19 protein-coding genes are annotated in these 18,506 nt (G+C 71.6%); 11 read left to right on the forward strand and 8 right to left on the reverse strand.

The genetic code is table 11. From position 1 onward, the window contains the following. The 7 genes from VFV67_RS24570 to VFV67_RS24600 form a co-directional block, all read left to right on the forward strand. A partial coding sequence (locus VFV67_RS24570) for a carbohydrate-binding protein (RefSeq protein ID WP_326472991.1) occupies positions 1-2,278 on the forward strand: 2,278 nt, incomplete at its 5' end. 12 nt (positions 2,279-2,290) lie between these two features. Next, a complete protein-coding gene (locus VFV67_RS24575; protein ID WP_414636341.1) occupies positions 2,291-3,988 on the forward strand; it encodes a ThuA domain-containing protein in 1,698 nt (565 codons plus the stop codon). A gap of 89 nt (positions 3,989-4,077) precedes the next feature. After that, the gene (locus tag VFV67_RS24580; RefSeq protein WP_326472992.1) at positions 4,078-5,136 is read left to right on the forward strand and encodes a nitronate monooxygenase; all 1,059 of its coding nucleotides are present in this window, start codon (positions 4,078-4,080) and stop codon (positions 5,134-5,136) included. A 48-nt stretch (positions 5,137-5,184) separates the two neighbouring features. After that, entirely contained in the window at positions 5,185-5,661 is a 477-nt protein-coding gene (locus tag VFV67_RS24585; protein WP_326472993.1) for a universal stress protein, read from the forward strand. A gap of 32 nt (positions 5,662-5,693) precedes the next feature. After that, entirely contained in the window at positions 5,694-6,824 is a 1,131-nt protein-coding gene (locus VFV67_RS24590) for a hypothetical protein (RefSeq protein WP_326472994.1), read from the forward strand. Further along, the gene (locus VFV67_RS24595) at positions 6,821-7,756 is read left to right on the forward strand and encodes an ABC transporter ATP-binding protein (protein ID WP_326472995.1); all 936 of its coding nucleotides are present in this window, start codon (positions 6,821-6,823) and stop codon (positions 7,754-7,756) included. Before VFV67_RS24590 ends, VFV67_RS24595 begins: the two co-directional genes overlap by 4 nt. Next, on the forward strand, positions 7,753-8,577 hold the full coding sequence (locus VFV67_RS24600) for an ABC transporter permease (protein WP_326472996.1): 825 nt from the start codon (positions 7,753-7,755) through the stop codon (positions 8,575-8,577). The genes VFV67_RS24595 and VFV67_RS24600 overlap by 4 nt, the downstream gene beginning before the upstream one ends. 244 nt (positions 8,578-8,821) lie before the next feature. On the opposite strand, the gene VFV67_RS24605 is transcribed toward VFV67_RS24600, so the two are convergent. After that, positions 8,822-9,604, reverse strand: a complete 783-nt coding sequence (locus VFV67_RS24605) for a lipase (protein WP_326472997.1) — start codon at positions 9,602-9,604, stop codon at positions 8,822-8,824. 9 nt (positions 9,605-9,613) lie between these two features. After that, positions 9,614-10,099 carry a DUF6328 family protein gene (locus VFV67_RS24610; protein ID WP_326472998.1) on the reverse strand — a complete coding sequence of 162 codons (486 nt, stop codon included), beginning with the start codon at positions 10,097-10,099 and terminating at the stop codon, positions 9,614-9,616. Between the two features lie 69 nt (positions 10,100-10,168). On the opposite strand from VFV67_RS24610, the gene VFV67_RS24615 reads away from it, so the two are divergent. Further along, positions 10,169-10,567: a hypothetical protein gene (locus VFV67_RS24615; RefSeq protein WP_326472999.1), complete on the forward strand. Its 399-nt coding sequence runs from the start codon at positions 10,169-10,171 to the stop codon at positions 10,565-10,567. Between the two features lie 49 nt (positions 10,568-10,616). Here the strand turns inward: VFV67_RS24615 and VFV67_RS24620 are convergent, their stop codons facing one another. Both VFV67_RS24620 and VFV67_RS24625 read right to left on the reverse strand, forming a co-directional pair. Then, positions 10,617-11,246, reverse strand: coding sequence for a UdgX family uracil-DNA binding protein (locus VFV67_RS24620; protein ID WP_326473000.1), 630 nt, complete (start codon positions 11,244-11,246; stop codon positions 10,617-10,619). Positions 11,247-11,312: 66 nt separating this feature from the next. Then, positions 11,313-11,816, reverse strand: coding sequence for a DUF4383 domain-containing protein (locus VFV67_RS24625; protein WP_326473001.1), 504 nt, complete (start codon positions 11,814-11,816; stop codon positions 11,313-11,315). Between the two features lie 226 nt (positions 11,817-12,042). Here VFV67_RS24625 and VFV67_RS24630 point away from each other — a divergent pair, with 226 nt between their 5' ends. Next, positions 12,043-12,609: a hypothetical protein gene (locus VFV67_RS24630; RefSeq protein WP_326473002.1), complete on the forward strand. Its 567-nt coding sequence runs from the start codon at positions 12,043-12,045 to the stop codon at positions 12,607-12,609. Next, a complete protein-coding gene (locus VFV67_RS24635; RefSeq protein WP_326473003.1) occupies positions 12,606-13,304 on the forward strand; it encodes a hypothetical protein in 699 nt (232 codons plus the stop codon). The genes VFV67_RS24630 and VFV67_RS24635 overlap by 4 nt, the downstream gene beginning before the upstream one ends. A gap of 68 nt (positions 13,305-13,372) precedes the next feature. Here VFV67_RS24635 and VFV67_RS24640 read toward each other — a convergent pair whose 3' ends face one another. From VFV67_RS24640 to VFV67_RS24655, 4 genes are all read right to left on the reverse strand, one after another. Further along, complete coding sequence (locus tag VFV67_RS24640) at positions 13,373-14,359, reverse strand: GDSL-type esterase/lipase family protein (RefSeq protein ID WP_326473004.1); 987 nt, start codon at positions 14,357-14,359, stop codon at positions 13,373-13,375. A gap of 165 nt (positions 14,360-14,524) precedes the next feature. After that, positions 14,525-15,943 carry an aspartate aminotransferase family protein gene (locus VFV67_RS24645; RefSeq protein WP_326473005.1) on the reverse strand — a complete coding sequence of 473 codons (1,419 nt, stop codon included), beginning with the start codon at positions 15,941-15,943 and terminating at the stop codon, positions 14,525-14,527. Further along, entirely contained in the window at positions 15,940-17,280 is a 1,341-nt protein-coding gene (locus VFV67_RS24650; protein ID WP_326473006.1) for an MFS transporter, read from the reverse strand. The genes VFV67_RS24645 and VFV67_RS24650 overlap by 4 nt, the downstream gene beginning before the upstream one ends. 115 nt (positions 17,281-17,395) lie before the next feature. Then, positions 17,396-17,815, reverse strand: a complete 420-nt coding sequence (locus VFV67_RS24655; protein ID WP_326473007.1) for a hypothetical protein — start codon at positions 17,813-17,815, stop codon at positions 17,396-17,398. A 120-nt stretch (positions 17,816-17,935) separates the two neighbouring features. Here VFV67_RS24655 and VFV67_RS24660 point away from each other — a divergent pair, with 120 nt between their 5' ends. Then, positions 17,936-18,346 carry a hypothetical protein gene (locus VFV67_RS24660; RefSeq protein ID WP_326473008.1) on the forward strand — a complete coding sequence of 137 codons (411 nt, stop codon included), beginning with the start codon at positions 17,936-17,938 and terminating at the stop codon, positions 18,344-18,346. Positions 18,347-18,506: the final 160 nt, after the last annotated feature.

Genomic DNA, 18,506 nt, shown 5'->3' on the forward strand with positions numbered 1-18,506 from the left:
CCTATACCTCTCGACCGGCGACGACTCCAATCCATTCGACTCGGCCGGCTACTCGCCGCTGGACGAGCGCACGAACCGCAATCCCGCCTACGACGCGCAGCGCACGGCCGCCAACACCAACGACCTGCGCGGCAAGATCCTGCGAATCAAGGTCAACGCGAACGGCACCTACAGCATCCCGTCGGGGAACATGTTCGCGCAGGGCACGGCGAACACCAAGCCCGAGATCTACGCGATGGGCTTCCGCAACCCGTTCCGGATGAGCGTGGACAAGGCGACCGGCATCGTCTACCTCGGCGACTACGGTCCGGACGCGGGCGCGGCCAGCGCCACCCGCGGGCCCGGCGGCCAGGTTGAGTTCAACCGGATCACCTCCCCCGGCAACTACGGCTGGCCCTACTGCACCGGCAACAACACCACCGCGGAGACCTACTTCGAGTTCACCTTCCCGTCCGGGCCGTCCGGCGCCCGGTACAACTGTGCCGGTGGGGCGACCAACAACTCCTTCCGCAACACCGGGCTCGGCACGCTGCCGGCCGCGCGCGCGGCGTGGATCCCCTACGACGGTGGATCGGTGCCGGGGTTCGGCAACGGGTCGGAGTCCCCTATGGGCGGCCAGGTCTACCGCTACGACCCGAACCTCAACTCCGCCGTCAAGTTCCCGCAGGCACTGGACGGGCACTACCTGGCGGCCGAGTTCGGCCGGCGCTGGCTGCGGCTGGTCGACGTCAACGCCGACGGCACGGCCGGGCAGATCAACCCGTTCCCGTGGCGCGGAACCCAGATCATCGACACCGCGTTCGGCCCGGACGGCGCGTTCTACGTGCTCGACTACGGCACCGGGAACTTCGGCGGCGACGCCAACTCCGCCCTCTACCGGATCGAGTACAACCCCACCGGCGGGCAGCCACCGGTGGCCAGGGTCAGCGCCAACCGGACCTCCGGACCGGCCCCGCTGAGCATCAACTTCTCCTCCGCCGGCTCGTCCGACCCGGAGGGCGGGGCGCTGACCTATCTGTGGAACTTCGGCGACGGCACGACGTCCACGGCGGCCAACCCGGCGAAGACCTACACCACCAACGGGCAGCGCACGGTCACGCTCACGGTGACCGACCTGACCGGCCGCACCGGCAACGCCACCCTGGTGGTCACGGTCGGAAACACGGCGCCGACGGTCACGCTGAGCACACCGCCGGACGGTGCGTTGTTCGGCTTCGGCGACAGCGTTCCGTTCCAGATCACCGTGACCGATCCGGAGGACGGCACGATCAACTGTGCCCGGGTCCGGCTGACCTACGCGCTCGGCCACGACAGCCACGGCCACCCGATCACCTCGACCACCGGCTGCTCCGGCACGATCGCCATCCCGGTGGACGGCGAGCACGACGCGGCGGCCAACCTCTTCGGGGTGTTCGACGCCGAGTACACCGACCTCGGCGCCAACGGGCAGCCGGCGCTGACCACGCACACCCAGCACCGGTTGCAGCCCCGGCACCGGCAGGCCGAGCACTTCACCGCGCAGAACGGCGTCACCGTGGTCAGCCACGCGGCGGCGGAGGGCGCGGCAACCATCGGCAACATCAACAACGGGGACTGGATCTCGTTCCAGCCCTACGCGATCGGCTCGGCGAACCGGTTCACCGCCCGGGTCTCCTCGGCCGGTACCGGCGGCACCCTGACCGTGCGCAGCGGCTCGACCACCGGCCCGGTGCACGGCTCGGTGCCGGTGCCGGTGACCGGCGGCTGGGAGACGTTCGTCAACGTGTCCACCGCGCTCACCGGGGTGCCGGCCGGAACCACCACGCTGTTCCTCATGTTCGCCGGTTCCGGCACCGGGGCACTCTATGACGTGGACTCGTTCACGCTGGACTCCGGAACCGGCGGTGGCGGTACCGGTCCGATCACCGGGATCGGCGGCAAGTGCGTGGACATCTCCGGTGCCGCGACCGCGGACGGCACCAAGATCCAGCTGTGGACCTGCAACGGAACCGGCGCGCAGACCTGGACTGTGACCCCCAGCATGTCCGGCGCTACATTGCGCGCCCTCGGCAAGTGCATCGACATCTCCGGCGGCGGCACCGCGGACAACACCCGGGTGCAGCTGTGGACCTGCAACGGAACCGGCGCCCAGAACTGGACCGCAGGCACCGGCGGCACGCTGGTCAACCCGCAGTCCAACAAGTGCCTCACCCCACAGGCCGGCGGCACCGCCGACGGCACCCAACTGGTCATCCTCACCTGCTCCGGCGCGACGAACCAGCGCTGGACCCTGCCCTGAGAGGAAGAACCGATGCGACTGCTCCGTCTCCTCCCCGCGGCCCTGATGGTGCTCGCGTGCACCGTCAGCCCGCCGGCGGCCACCGCCGCGGACACGCCGTACGACGTGCTGGTGTTCTCCCGCACCGCCGGGTTCCGGCACGACTCGATCGCGGTCGGCACCCAGACCATCCGGGATCTGGGCGCCGCCAACAGCTTCACGGTGACCGCGACCGAGGACCCGAACGCCTTCACCACCGGCAACCTCGCCCAGTTCGAGGCGGTGGTGTTCCTCAACACCACCGGGGACGTGCTGAACGCGGCCCAGCAGACCGCGTTCGAGACCTACATCCGCGGCGGCGGCGGGTACGTCGGCGTGCACTCGGCGGCCGACACCGAGTACGACTGGCCGTTCTACGGCGAGTTGGTCGGCGCGTACTTCGCCTCGCACCCGGCCATCCAGCAGGCCACGGTGCGGGTGGAGAACCGGGCGCACGCCGCGACGGCCGGGCTCAACCCGACCTGGGTGCGCACCGACGAGTGGTACAACTACCGCACCAACGTCCGCTCCTCGGCGCGCGTACTGGCCACTTTGGACGAATCGACCTATTCCGGTGGCGGGATGGGCGCCGACCACCCGCACACCTGGTGCAAGACGATCGGCGGCGGCCGCTCGTTCTACACCGGCAACGGCCACACCCAGGCCAGCTACGCCGAGGCGTCATTCCGCGGGCTGCTGCTCGGCGGGCTCCGGTACGCGGCGAACCGGACCAAGGCCGACTGCCGGCCGGAGACCGGATACACCGCGCTGTACAACGGATCCACCACCGGCTGGTCGCAGGCCGGGCCCGGTGGGTTCAGCAACAGCAACGGCACGCTCAGCTCGTTCGACGGCATGGGCCTGTTCTGGTACAGCGCAAGGGAGTTCCGGTCCTACTCGCTGAAGCTGGACTGGCGGCTGCTCGGCGACGACAACTCCGGCGTGTTCATCGGTTTCCCGCCGAGCGGTGACCCGAACTCGGCGGTGAACAACGGATACGAGGTACAGATCGACGCCACCGACAGCCCGGACCGCACCACCGGCGCGGTCTACGGGTTCCGCTCGGCGGACCTTCCGGCCCGGGACGCGGCGCTCAACCCGCCGGGCGAGTGGAACACCTTCGAGCTGCTGGTCGAGGGCGAGCGGCTGCAGGTGTTCCTCAACGGCGTACGGATCAACGACTTCACCAACACCGACCCGGTGCGGTCGCTGGTGTCCGGCCATATCGGCATCCAGAACCACGGCACCGGCGACGACGCCTCGTTCCGCAACATCAGGATTCGGGAGCTGGGCGGCGGACCCGGTCCCGGGCCGCGCACCGGGCAGATCACCGGCGTGAACGGCAAGTGCGTGGACATCTCCGGCGCCGCGACCGCGGACGGCACCAAGATCCAGCTGTGGACCTGCAACGGATCCGGCGCGCAGCGGTGGACCATGTCCGGCAGTACCATTTCCGCGCTTGGCAAGTGCATGGACATCTCCGGCGGCGGCACCGCGGACAACACCCGGGTGCAGCTGTGGACCTGCAACGGAACCGGCGCCCAGAACTGGACCGCCGGCACCGACGGCACGCTGCGCAACCCGCAGTCCAACAAGTGCCTCACCCCCCAGGCCGGCGGCACCGCCGACGGCACCCAACTGGTGATCCTCACCTGCAGCGGCGCCGCGAACCAGCGGTGGACCATGCCGTAGCTGCAGCAACGCAACGTTACGTTCCGCTCCGAATTCCGAGCGGAACGTGACGTTGCGCTCTGAAATGCCGGCCGGGCACCATAGGTGTGGTGACCGTGCTGGACACGCTGCGTGTTCCGATCGTGCAGGCTCCGATGGCCGGCGGGGTGTCCACCCCGGCGCTGGCGGCGGCGGTGTGTGAAGCCGGCGGACTCGGCTTCCTGGCCGCCGGATACCTCAGCCCCGGCGCGCTGCGCGAGCAGATCCAGGCGATGCGCCGGCTGACCCGCCGGCCGTTCGGGGTGAACATCTTCGTTCCCGACGACCCGGTCACCGATGTCGAGGCGCTGGCCCGGTACCGGGACCGGCTGGAGGCCGAGGCCGCGCTCTACGGCGTGCGGCTCGGCGAACCGCTCGGCGGCGACGACGGCTGGACCGAGAAGCTCGCGGTGGTGCGGGACTGCCGGGTCGCGGTGGTGAGCTTCGCCTTCGGCTGCCCGAGCCGGGCAACGGTGTCCCAGCTCAGGACGAACGGATCCGAGGTGGTCGTCACGGTGACCTCGGCCGACGAGGCCCGGCTGGCCGCCGGCGCCGGCGCTGACGTGCTGTGCGTCCAGGGCCCGGAGGCCGGCGCGCACCGAGGGACCTTCCGCAACACCGGCGCCGCGCCCGACATCGGTCTGATCCCGTTGCTGCGCCGGGTGTCCGCCGCGGTCGAGCTGCCGCTGATCGCCACCGGCGGCCTTGCGCACGGCGCCGACGTGGCGGCCGTGCTGGCCGCCGGCGCCCGTGCCGCGCAGCTCGGCACGGTGTTCATCCCCTGCCCGGAGAGCGGCGCGAACCCGACCTACAAGGCGGCGATCACCGACCCGCCGTTCCCCGGCACCGCGGTGACCCGCGCGTTCACCGGCCGCCCGGCTCGTGGCCTGGTCAACCGGTTCCTCCTGGACCATTCCGCGGCCGCCCCCGCCGCCTACCCGCACGTGCACCAACTGACCAGGAACCTGCGCGCCGCGGCGGCCAAGTCCGGCGACCCGGAGGTGATGAGCCTGTGGGCCGGGCAGGGCTACCCGTTCGCCCGCGAGTTGCCCGCCGGCGAGCTGGTCGCCACCCTGGCCGAGCAGGCCAGGACCGCCATCGCCGACGCCGCGCGCCGGATCGGTGGCTGAGCAAGAAAAGTTGCGTTCCGGGCCGGCTCGCGTAGCGTGAGAAGAACCATGACGACGAACCTGGTAGTGATCGGCTTCGATGGCACCCCCGCCGCGGAGCGGGCAATTCGTGAGGCGGCCCAACTGTTCCCGGGTCGCAACGCGCTGGTGGTCACGGTCTGGGAGGCGGGCCGGGCGTTCGATCTCGCGATGATCCCGACCCGCGGATTCGAGCTGCCGCTCTCCGACATCGACATCCGGACCGCGGCCGAGATCGACAAGGCGCTCTACAACGAGGCGCAGCAGCTCGCCCGGTGGGGCGCGCAGCTGGCCAACGACAACGGGATGACGGCCCAGGGCCTGGCCGTGGCCGACGAGGTCGGCGTTGCCGACACGCTGGTCCGGCTGGCCAAGGAGAACGAGGCCGCGGTCCTGGTCGCCGGGGCGCACCGGCACGCGCGGCTGGCCGAGCTGCTGCTGGGTTCGACCACCAAGGCGCTGCTGCAGCACGCGCCGTGCCCGGTGCTCGTCGTGCGTGGTGAATGAACGCTTCACATTCCCCGGCGTACAAATGAGGCGTGGCATCAGTCGTGCGACACGACCGGGTGCGGCGGTGGTCGCTGGTGGCGGCCGTGGCCGCCGTGCTGATCGCGCTGCCGGCCGTGGTGGCCGCGTTCCCGTCGCCGGCCGCGCCGGTCGAACCGGCCCGGCTGCGCCAGCTGATCATGGCGTCGGCCGGCCAGCCGCATCAGGGCTACGCCGAGAGCACCGGCCGGCTCGGCATCCCTGATCTGCCGAACCTGGAGCAGGTCGGCTCGCTGCTCGGCGGCACGACCCGGATCCGGTCCTGGTACGACTCCCCCGACCGCTGGCGCTTCGCGGTGCTGTCCACGCTGGGCAACGAGCGCGACGTCTACCGCGCTCCGGACGGGGAGTACGCCTGGGAGTACGGCACCAACCAGTTCACCCAGATCCTCGGCGAGGCGCCCGTGCGGCTGCCGCGGGCCGGCGACCTGCTGCCGCCCGACCTCGCCCGGCGGGTGCTCACCGCCGCGCCCGGTGACCCCGGCTCGGCGCTGCCGTCCCGGCGGGTGGCCGGGATCGCCGCGGCCGGGCTGCGGATCCGGCCGGCCGACCCGGACACCACGATCGGACAGGTGGACATCTGGGCCGACCCGGACACCGGGTTGCCGGTCCGGGTCGAGGTGACCGCGCGCGGCGCCGGCCAGCCGGTCATGGTCACCGAGTTCCTCGAGCTGTCCCTGACCCGTCCGGCACCCGAGCTGATCCGGCCGCGAGCGCCTGCGGGCAGCGGGTTCACCGTGCTGTCCGTACCCGACATCGCGGCGGCGTTCAACTCCGAGCCGACGTTCTTCCCCGGCCGGCTGGCCGGCCGGGAGCTGCGCACCCCGGAGCTGGCCGGGATACCCGGCGCGGCCCTGTACGGGTCCGACCTGGCCGCGTTCGTCGTGCTGCCGCTGCCGCGGGGTGCCGGCGGGCGCGCCACCGACGCCGCGCGCCGGGCCGCCGGCTCCGAGCTGGCCCTGCCCGGCGGCACCGGGGTGCTGCTCAGCGTCCCGCCGGTCACCGCGATCGTCGCCCGCTCGACGGTGTCCCGCCGCTCGTTCCTGATCGCCGGTCTGGTCACCCCCGCGGTGCTGGAACGCGCGGCCGCGGAACTGTCCACGGCGCGGAGGAACCGTCCATGATCGTCACCCGGGAACTGACCAAGCGGTTCGGTCGCGTGCTCGCGGTCGACCAGGTGTCCCTGCACGTGCATGCGGGCGACCGGTACGGCTTCCTCGGCCCGAACGGCTCCGGCAAGACCACCCTGGTCCGGATGCTCCTCGGTCTCGTCTACGCCACCAGCGGTGAGATCGAGCTGCTCGGCCGCCCGGTCCCCCGACGCCTCGCCGAGGTGCTCCCCTCCGTCGGCTCCCTCGTCGAGGGCCCGGCCGCCTATCCCCACCTGAACGGCCGCACCAACCTCGCCCTGTTCGACGCCGCCGGCCCCGGCGCCCCGCGCCGCACTCGCCGGCACCGCATCGAGGAGGCACTCGACCGCGTCGGTCTGTCCGGCGTCGACCGCCGCCCGGTGCGCGCCTACTCGCTCGGTATGCGCCAGCGCCTCGGCCTCGCCGCCGCGCTCCTGCGTCGCCCCCGCCTGCTCGTCCTCGACGAACCCACCAACGCCCTTGACCCCCAAGGCATCCGCGAGGTCCGCGAGCTCCTCATCGAGCTCAACCGCGAGGGCACCACGGTGTTCCTGTCCAGCCATCTGCTCGCCGAGGTCGAACAGCTGTGCACCCGGGTCGGCGTCGTCGACCGCGGCCGCCTCGTCCTCGAGCAGTCCCTGTCGGAGCTCCGCACCCCCACCGGTCGCATCCTGGTCGATACCCCCGACCCGGCCGCCGCGGTCGCCCTCCTCGACGGCCAACTCGACCAGCGCGACGGCAACCGCCTGTTCGTCCGCCACCCCGACCCCGCGGCCCTCAACGCCCTCCTCGTCGCCGAGGGCGTCCGCGTCGCCGAGATCTCCACGGAACGCCACACGCTCGAACAGATCGTCCTCGACGTCACCAGCTCCGGCTCCGACCGGGTCGACCGCGACCCCGATGCTCGCCGCGGGCGCACACCGTGATCGCGGTCGAGCTGCGGAAGTTGATGTTGCGGCCGCGGATGTGGTTGTCGGTGCTGTTGTTGTGTCTGCTGCCGGCGTTGGTGGCGGTGTTCGTGGCGACCGCGGATTTTCCGCCGCCGCCGGGGCAGGGTGGGGCGTTCCTGTCCGCGGTGCGGCGTAACGGGTCGTTGTATCCGGCGGCGGCGTTGGCGTTGGTGTTGCCCGTCTTTCTGCCGTTGGCGGTGGCCGTTCTGGCGGGCGACGCGGTGGCCGGGGAGTCGGCTTCCGGGACGCTGCGGTACTTGTTGGTTCGGCCGGTGGGGCGGACTTATGTGTTGCTGGCCAAGCTGATCGCGTTGGGGACGTTCATCGTGCTTGCGATCGTGCTTGTGGTGGTGACGTCGCTCGGGGTGGGGGTGTTGCTGTTCGGGACGGGGGCCGAGGCGGTGGGGCAGGCGGGGACGGTGACGTCCTTGTCCGGAGTGACCTTGAGCCCGGCGGAGTTGGCGCTGCGGCTGCTCGGGTCGATCGGGTACATCGTGGCGTCGATGTTGGGGTTCGGGGTGATCGCGCTGTTCCTGTCGACCCTCACCGACTCGGGGTTGGGGGCGACGTTGGGGGCGCTGGCGGTGCTGATCACCAGTTCGGTGCTGCAGGCGCTGGATGCGGCGGAACCGGTGAAGGACTACCTGCCGACGAACTACTGGCTGGCGTGGATCGACTTCTTCCGGGATCCGGTGTTCTGGCACAGCATCAACCAGGGGCTGCTGTTGCAGGCGGGATACGTGGTCGTGTTCTTCGGGGCCGCGTGGGCGAACTTCGCCACCAGGGACGTGACCTGACATCCAGGAATCCACCGAAAAGGTGATGCTGTCACCATTTCCGGTGAATCAGGCGCGGCCGTGTGCGGACAACCGCGCCGAGCGCACTACGTTTCCGCGCGTGCCGCACCTCACCCTGGTCCTGCTCGGTCTCATGCTGCTCGCCGTGGGCACCGCGCTGTCACTTGCCGCCGGCTCCCGAACCGAGCCCGGCGACGGCGCGGAGCTCGAGGCGTGGACCGCGTGGGCCTCGGCACCCCGGCGCTCAGCAGCCGGTGTCCGGAACCCGCGCGGTCAACGGAGCGGTGCCGACGGCGCGCAGGACCAGCGCGGTGACCAGCCGGTCGGTGGGCAGCTCCGAGTGTCCCGTTCGGACCTCCGGGCAGAGCTGCTGGAGCGCCACGTTGGTGGCGCCGTCGAGCCGGGCGGAGTCGGGCGGGGTGACGGTCTGGTCGTTCTCGGTCCAGATGGACAACCAGGGCAGCGGGACCGGAGCGCCGGCCACCGAGTTGAGCAGGGCGCTGCCGGGAGCGAGCTGCTGGCAGGCGGTAGGGCAGGCGTCCGGGACGACGACCCCGCCGGTCGCGGCGAGCCGGGTGCCGTGCAGCGGGGCGCCGAGGGTGACCACCCGGCGGGCGCGGTGTTCGCCGGCGTTGCGGGCCACCCACAGCCGGGCCACCACGCCGCCGGCCGAGTAACCGATCACGTCGACCGAGGGGGCACCGGCGGCCAGCGCGGCGTCGACCTCGCGGTCCAACACCGCGACCTGGGCCAGCAGATCGCCGGTGCCGTTGCCGGGCAGGGTCAGTACCAGGGCTTCCCGGCCGGTGGCCCGGACGCGGCCGGCGAGCGCACCCAGCGAGTCGCGGTTTCCCCCGTAGCCGGGAACGAGCAGCACCGGACCGGGTCGGTCCTGGGCCGGGGTGCCGGACCGGTCCGGGCCGGCGAGTGCCCGGACGCCGAGCACCACGGCGAGCGCCACGACCAGCGCCGCCACCACCCCGTAGAGCAGCCGGCGGCGGCTACTGAGCCCGGTCCAGGCGCGCACACCCCATCATCACTCACGTTCCGCCCGATCCGGGGCCGGACCGCGGGATCGCTCGTGCAGCGGCCGGGCGAACCACACGCCGACGAAGCTGACCAGCGTGACGGCGGCAAGCACCATCGGCAGCACCCCACCCACCACCATCTCGAAGATCAGCAGCACGGTCAGGGACATGGCGACGGCCAGGCAGACCAGGCCGGCGATGGCCAACTTGTCCGCGACGCCGATGATCCGCTCCCGCCGGCCCTGCCGGAACAGGATCCGGTGCCACGCCGCCGGTCCGGTGAGCAGCAGGACGGCCGCGGTCGCGAACAGCACGGTGACCAGGTGGATGGTCTTCACGAGGCCGCTGGCCGTCGCGTACCGGTCCATGAACGTGATCGACAGCAGGAAACCGAACAGGATCTGCACGCCGGCCTGGGCCACCCTGATCTCCTGCAGCAACTCGTTCAGGTTGCGGGCCAGCTGTTGCGATTCGGACTCCTCCGCAGCGCTCATGGCCTGCGTATACCCCTCGATCGGGTGACCCAATCGGTTGATCTCCCCGGGCCGGGGTACCCGAGCGTCATGACCGATCCGGGAGAACGCGACCACAGTTCCGCCGAGGATCTGGACGAGGACCGGCTGAGCCTCGACCCGCTGGAGGCTGGCATGGACCCGCCGGAGCACTGGTCGGAAGCCGACCGGTTCGGCACCACGGCCGCCGAGCAACGCCAGGGCCAGGATCTCGAACACCGGTTGCGCGAGGAGGAGCCCGACACCCCGCCGGACGGGCCGGGAGCGGCCGTCGATCCGGACGACATCCCGGACGACGAGTTGGACGACTCGATCGACGGGATCACCATCGAGCCGCTTCCCGACGAGTACTCGCACATCTCGACGGCGGTGCAGCGCGGCCAGTCCGCGGACGAGGCCGGCGGATCCATGGCCGAGGAGATCCGCACCCCGCACGAGCGTCCCGAGTAGCCGGTCAGACTCCGCGCGCACCCGGGCCCCGCGCAAGCCGGCGACCGCGTTACGCCAGCGCCTTGGCCAGCACCTCGAGGTCGGCGACGAACTCCGCGTACGCGGCCGTGCGGTCCGGCGCCCGCAGCACCGCGGAGGGGTGCGTGGTGACCAGAATCCGGCCCGCTGACAGGGATTCGTCGTCCGGCGGGTCGAGCAGCCGGCCGCGGTTTCCGGTCAGCCGGAACGACGGGCCGAGAAGTGCTTTGGCGGCAACGGATCCCAGCAGCACCACGAACTCCGGGGACACCTCGCGCAGCTCGGCGAGCAGCCACGGACGGCAGGCCACCACCTCGGTGCGGCCGGGTGTCTTGTGGATGCGGCGCTTGCCCCGCTCCGCCCGGACGAACTTGAAGTGCTTGACCGCGTTGGTCAGGTACACCGAGGAGCGGTCGACACCCAGCTCGTCCAGCGCGCGGTCCAGCACGCCGCCGGCCGGGCCGACGAACGGCCGGCCGGCCCGGTCCTCCCGATCGCCCGGCTGCTCCCCGACCAGCACGGCGCGGGCGGTCGGCGGCCCCTCGCCGAACACCGTCTGCGTGGCGTCCCGGTACAGGGCGCACCCGGTGCAGGTGGCGGCCGCCGCCCGCAGCTCGTCGAGGTCGGCCGCGTCGGGCACGGTCGCGGTGGTGGTGGCCATGTCCCGGGGCTACCCCGCCGTGCACCAGGCCAACCGGCCGGACGACCGGGCGCGGACCGTCATCCGCTACGCGCCCTCCCGCTCGACGCGCTGTGGCGGCGGCGTCCGTGAGCCGCCGGGCAACAGCCCGAGTCCGATCATGAGCGCGCCGATGCCCAGGTGCAGCCAGTCGTCCGCGGTGTTGACCGGAACGAAGTTGGCCGCGCCGTTCTGGTCGACGAGCGCGCCGTAGAGCGCCAGCAACAAATAGATCGCGCCGCCGGCAAACAGGTATCCACGGGCAGAACGTGGCGTGCGGGACAACGCCAGGCCGGCGACGGCGAACAGCACGTGCACCAGGTTGTGCAGCACCGAAACCGAGAAAACCCCGAGCAGCATGGCCCCCGAACCGGGCCCGGCGACGGCGAGCGCGCCGATGTTGCTGGTGAAACCGGGGAGAAAACCCAGCAGCCCCAACAAACCGAAGGCCACACCGACGGTGGCGGCGGCGTGCTGGACCGGTGCGGTGGTGCGGGCAACCGGCGAGCTGCCGGGCTGTTCCGGCTGGCTGCGACGGTGCGGCCGGCGCACCCCGAGCCGCCCCAACCGAAGCCGGCGGCCCGAGGGGACGCTGCTCGTCCGCTCGCTGGCCATGCGGGGGTACTACCCAGGTTGGCCAGTGTCAACCCTCCGGTCCACTCTGGACCTTCCAACCGCCCGTTGCTCCAGATGCAGTAACTTCGGCCGCCGCCCGTTTCACCCCCGCATGGCCGGCAATCCCGCGAACTGAGCATTCTCCTTGACGGAAGGACTTCCGATGTCAACCGGCGCAACCATCGTGGTCATCGTGGTCGCCGTCGTCGTGCTGGCTCTGGGCGCATGGTTCATACGCCAGCAGGTTCGGCGCCGACAACTCCGGGAGCGGTTCGGTCCCGAGTACGACAGAGCACTCGAGGACGGCGCCGACCGGCGGGAGGTCGAGCGTGACCTGGCCGAGCGCGAGCGGCGGCACGCGGACCTCGACATCCGGCCGTTGGACGAGGCGGCCCGGGAACGCTATGGCGAGGACTGGACCCGGATCCAGGCGGAGTTCGTGGACGACCCGGGCGGCGCGGTCGCCGAGGCCGACCGGCTGGTGACGGTCGTGATGGCCGAGCGCGGCTACCCCACCGAGGGCTACGAGCAGCAGCTGACTGCCCTGTCCGTGCAGCACGCCGCGACGCTGGGGCACTACCGCAGCGCGCACGACGTGATGCAGCAGCACACCGAACAGCAGGCGTCCACTGAGGACCTGCGCGAGGCGATGGTCCACTACCGGTCGCTGTTCGAGGATCTACTCGAGGCTCCGGTGGACAACCAGGACCGGGGAGGCGTGACCAAATGATCCGAGACGAAGAGCGAACCAACGAGCGACTCCGTACCGAGGACCTGGCCGGTGCCGGTGAGCATGGCCGGCCCGACGGCGAGGAGGAGTTCCGGCCAACGAACGACGACTTCCGGTCCTCCGACGACGAGTTCACCCAGCGACCGGTCGACGCGGACGAGTTCCCGCACCGGCCGGCGGACGAGGACGACCCGTACCGGGGTTCGACCGGCACCGTCGATCGCGACACGCTGGAGACCGAACCGGTGCGGGATCCGGCCGACGAGCCGGAGCCGGTCGACGCGGACGCCCGTACCGAGCCGGAGACCGAGGTGGTCGAGGCGGAGCCGACGGACACCGTGGACACTCCGGACACCATGGACGCTCCGGAGACCATGACCGAGGAGCCGCCGGCGGCCGCCATGCCCTCGGCCGGCGGTGACGAGCTGCCCCAGATGTTCCAGGCCGACCAGGTGGAGCGGTTCCGGACCGAGTGGCAGCAGGTCCAGATCAACTTCGTCGACGATCCGCGCGAGGCGGTGCAGAGCGCCGACCATCTGGTCGCCGAGGTCATGCAGACCCTGGCCAGCACGTTCAGCGCGCACAAGGGCGAGCTCGAGGGGCAGTGGCAGCAGGGCGCGGAGGTGCAGACCGAGGAACTGCGCGTCGCTCTGCGCCGCTACCGCACGTTCTTCAACCGGCTGCTCGACATCTGACCATCCCCCAGAAGAAAAACGGATGCCCACACCGGCGGCCCCAGTGTGGGCATCCGTGCTGCCACGGGTCAGACCGCGTGCAGGTTTCCGTCCGAGCCGACCAGGCAGGTCGCCGAGCTCGCGCCGGACTGGACGAACTCGGTCACGCACCGGCCGAGCTGGTTGTGGCCACGCGCGTTCGGGTGGAACGACTGCTGTGCCATGTGGATGCCGATCGCGTCCAGCCCGCCGTACACCCACGCGAACGGGTCGACCGTGATCCGGTTCTGCCACTCGCTCGCCGAGCTGCCGCCGCCGCTGCACGCCTCGCGGCCCTCGGTCGCCCTTGAGAAGTCCAGGAACCGCACGCCGGCTTGCTGGGCCGCGCCGCGCAGCGCCTCGGACAGCTGCGGCACCGCCTGGGTCCGGCCGAACCGCGCGTCGGACAACCGGAACGGGCAGCCCTGCGGGCCGTGCAGGATCTCGTCCATCCGCTCGGTGACCGGCGAGGCGTAGGAGGCGAGCACCAGGGAGTAGTCGCCGTTGGCGTAACCCGCCTGGCTCATCGCGGACCGCACGTCGGCCAGCGCGGCCCGCACCCGCGGTGCCATCGCTGCCACCCGCTGCGGCCACTCGGTGCGCAGCCGGGACGCGCAGCTGGATCCGAACGGGTTCAGCCACGCCTCGATGCAGTCCAGGATCGTGTCGGCGAACTCCGGCTCGTCGTTGGCACCGACCTGGACGACCACCGCGGTCACCCGGTAGGTGCGGGCCACGTCGATCAGCCGGCGGGCCTGCGATCCCTCGGTGTAGTGCACGGTGTCGGCCAGCGACACGTTCGCCGAGTCCGCGCCCGAGCAGGCCAGGTTGATGGTGCGCTGGGCGAGCGCGGTGCGGTGGATCAGGGCGTTGGCCGAGCGGTGACACCAGTTCCCGTTCTCGCCCCGGGTTCCCGCATCGTAGTTTCCGGCGCCCTCACCGGAGATCGCGCTGTCGCCGAGGGAGACGACGGCGGTCTGTCTGGTGTCGTCGGCGGCGGCGGCCGGCGGCCCGGCCACCGCGAGCGCGCCCAACATCAGAAACCCGAGACCGCCGGATGAGAGTCGCGTGCGGACAGACGACATGAGCATCCCCGATCGTCCGCGGCAACGGTGCCGCGTTGAACATGTCGAAAATCACCTTAGTGAGCGGCGACCTTGTCGGACCATAACCCGAATGGGTCTCATGTTTATCCGTTCGGCTCAACCCGAACGTGTGTAAAGCACACCCAGGAACTCGATCAGCAGGCGTTCCCGCAGCGACGGCGGCGCCGCGGCCAGCAACGCGTTCACCCCGGCCATCCGCTCCGGCAGGCCGGTGCCGGTGAGCCCGGCGGCGGCCAGCAGCCCGGCGAACTGCTCGGCGGTCAGCGTCGCGGGATCCAGCGCGGCGATCGCCGCGGCCAGTTCGGGCGGCACGTCCACCGGGTCGGCGCTACGAGCGGATCGCACGGCGTCGGCGAGGTCGGCAAGCAGCTCCGGCTCCGAACCGTGGTTGGCCGCGGTCACGGTGAGGTGCAGGTTGGCCGGCGACGAACCGTGGGCGAACTGCGGCTGCAGGTACCAGCGCCGGGCGGTCATCTCGTCGGCGATGGTGAACACGTCCACCGCCGAGGTGACCGCCAGCAGCGACGACTCCGGATCGCCGAGCACCCGCAGCCCGTCGATCGCCTCGATCCCCTTGCGCAGCGCGCGCACCGCGGCCAGCGTGCGGGCGGCCAGCTCCTCGTAACCGTCGTCGCCGACGTGCCGCAGCACCGCCCAGGCCGCGGCCAGCGGCCCGCCCGAGCGGGTGGACTGCACGGTCGAGTTCAGCATCGTGTAGCCCGGCCACGCCGCGCTGGCGAAGAACTGCGCGCGGCGCAGCTCCGGGTCGGCGTGCAGCAGGACCGACGTCCCCTTGGGACAGTAGGCGTACTTGTGCAGGTCGACGGAGATGCTGGTGACCCCGGGCACGGACAGGTCGAAGTCCGGCACCTCGGCGCCGAGCCGCCGGAAGTAGGGCAGCAGCCAGCCGCCGATGCAGGCATCGACGTGGCAGCGGACCCCGCGCTCGGCGGCCGCCGCCGCGATCGGCGCCACCGGGTCGACCACGCCGTGCGCGTAGGACGGCGCGCTGACCACGACCAGGACCGTGCGCTCGTCGATGGCCGCGGTCATCGCCTCCGGGTCGGCCCGGAACGACACCGGATCCACCGGCACCACAACGGCCTCGACCCCGAAGTAGCGGGCGGCCTTGTGGAACGCGGCGTGCGCGGTGGCCGGCAGCACCATCCGCGGTGCGGTGACCTCCGGCCGGGCCGAGCGCGCCGCGTACACCGCGAGCAGGCAGCTCTCGGTGCCGCCGGAGGTCACGCTGCCGGCCGTCCTCGGCCCGCCGCCGAGCAGCGTCGCCGCGGCGCCGACCACGTCGTTCTCCATCCGCAGCAGGCTGGGGAACGCGGTCGGGTCAAGGCCGTTGGTGGAGCTGGCGAGCGCGTGTGCGGCGGCGCCCAGCTCGTCGATCGCGGCCCGACCGCTGTCGTAGACGTAGGCCAGCGTACGGCCGCCGTGCGTGGGCAGGTCGGCGGCGCGCAACGCACGCAGCTCGGCGAGCACCTGCTCGGCCGGGATGCCGGTCATCGGGCCTCCCACCTGCGACGGCGCAGCAGCGGCAGCGCGGCGAGCGTGAACAGTGCCGGGAGCAGGCCGGCACCGGCCACCACGGCGAACTCCGCGCTCTCCGGCTGGGTCACCTGCTCGCCCTCCGACGACGACACGTAACCGCCGAGCGCCAGCACCAGGCCGTACAGCCCGGGGCCGAGCGCCAGCCCGAGGGTCTCGACGGCCGTCCACACCCCGGCGAACAGCCCGGCCCGGACCTGGCCGGTGCGCCGCTCCTCCGCGCTGATCACGTCCGGCAGCATGGCCAGCGGAAACACCTGCATCCCCGCGTATCCCACGCCGGCCAATGCCGCCGACGCCAACACCACCGGCACCGGCACCCACTTGGCCGCGAACACGCCGACCATGGCGACGATGAACACCAGCGAAGCCTGCACGAAACCCACCCGCTTGCCGTACCGCGCCGCTACCCACTGCCACAGCGGCATCACCAGCAGGCAGGGTCCCACGAACCCGGCGAACAGCAGCGGCTGCAGGTTGGTGTCGCCCAATACCACCCGGGCGAGGTAGTCGACCCCGGCAAGCAGGGTGGCGATGCCCGCGGCCTGGATCACGTACGCCGCGGTCAGGATCCGGAACGGCCGGCAGGCCCGGACCGCCGCGAAGACCTCCCGCCAGCTGGACACCGAGGGCAGCACCCGCGCCACCGGCGCCTTCCGCGTCCCGAAGAACACCCCGACGGTGCCGAACAGGATCAGCGCGCCGACCGCGATGCCCATCACCCGGTAGCCCTCGCTGCCGCCGACCGCGTCCCGGAGCGCCGGCGCCCCGGCCCCGCTGACCAGGATCGCCACCGCGAGCACCGCGATGCGCATCGTGGTCAGCCGGGTGCGCTCGTGCTCGCCCTGGGTGATCTCGGCCGGCATCGCGTTGTACGGCACCTGGAACAGGGCGAACGCCGTCGCACAGAGCAGGAACATCGCGGTGACGTAGGCCGCGTCACCGGCCACCGACCCGGTGTCCGGTCCGACGAACAGCAGCGCGAAGAAGACCGCAAGGGCCGACCCGCCGGTGATCAGAAAGGGCCGGCGCGCCCCGATCCTGGTGTGCGTGCGGTCGCTCCACCGGCCGGCGATCGGGTTGAACGCCACGTCCCAGATCTTCGGCAGCAGGACCAGCAGCCCCGCCGCCGAGGCCGGCACGGCCAGGCTGTCGGTCAGGTACGGCAGCAGCAACAGGCCCGGGACCGTGCCGAAGGCTCCGGTCACGAGCGAACCCACGGCGTACCCGGACCGGATGCCCAACGGCAACCGGTCGGACGCGGCGGGAGCTGGGGTTTCGGGCAGCGGCGTCATGGTGCGCAGGACCCTAACCCGCTCGCGGCGGCACTGGAACACGCGGTGTCCAGTCGTTACCCGACCCCCACTGCCGGTGCCCCGCCGGGCGCAGCCCGAGCAGGAAACACCGTGGTCACCAGCGGCGGCGGCGCACCTGCACCGGCAATCGACCGTGCACGGGCAGGCCTAGACCGGATGGCGTGGCGGCAAGATCGCGCGGCGCCTCCGGATGACCGGGCGGGGCGAGCGTCAGCAGCGCTCGTAGTGTCCATACCGGACTGGATGCGTACGACCAGTAGACCTGGGCCGGGGCGAACACATCCACTGCCGGTCCGGTGGGACACCGCCAGGCGACCGCGCGGGTCTGGTCGAACAGGGTTACCACGTCGGCGCACTCGACATACTGGCGCGTCGCGGCGAGCAGGTCCGGGCCCTGCCGATCCACCTGGAAGGCATGGAACAGATAGCCGGCCCGGCCGAGCTGCTCCATGAGCAGATCCAGTTCGGACAGGTTCTCGGGTGGGCCTTCGGTCGGCCCTGCGCGTTCGTTCACCGGCCCAACTCGGGCTGCGCCGGTCGCCAACGGGGTGCTCTCACCTGCCGAGCATCGGCACGCCGGTCACCAAGCCCCATCCCAACCGGGGTATCTCACCGTGAGATGTACGCTTCGCGGGTGATCGAGGCGACCGGTGCCGCCGTGGAATTGCCGCAGTGGGCCTGGCAGCGACCCGACATGCGCTCGGCGCTCCGCCAACGCGATGTGGGGGCGTTACTGCGGGGCGTTCAGCAGTACACCGGTGCCAGTCAGGGCCGGATCGCCGTCGCCGTCGGGATGTTGCAGGGCCGGGTGTCGGAGATCGTGCGTGGCATGCGCACGGTGACGGCGCTGGAGTCGTTCGAGCGGATCGCCGCAGGGCTCGACATGCCCGACGACGCGCGGATGCTGCTCGGGTTGGCGCCGGTGCACCCGGCCGGGCTCGATCATCTCGGGCCACCGGGCGTGCCGAGATTCTCGCCGTCTATCCGTCCCAGTCGGCGGCCCGTGCGGAGATCGAACGCTGCGCCAAGGACGCAGCCGAGGTGAACGTCCTCGCGGTGCGAGGAGCTTCAGTACCGGAATCCGGCTCTCCCTGGAACGGCTGGCCGAGTTGGCCACGCAGGGCGCCAAGGTGGAAGTCCATGTCTACGACATGCTGCCGACCTGGCGGGTGATCGGGCTGGACACCACGTTGTTCGTGTCCGCG

The sequence above is a fragment of the Actinophytocola sp. genome, assembly GCF_035762905.1.
In the GTDB taxonomy this organism is placed as follows: Bacteria; Actinomycetota; Actinomycetes; order Mycobacteriales; family Pseudonocardiaceae; genus DASYTH01.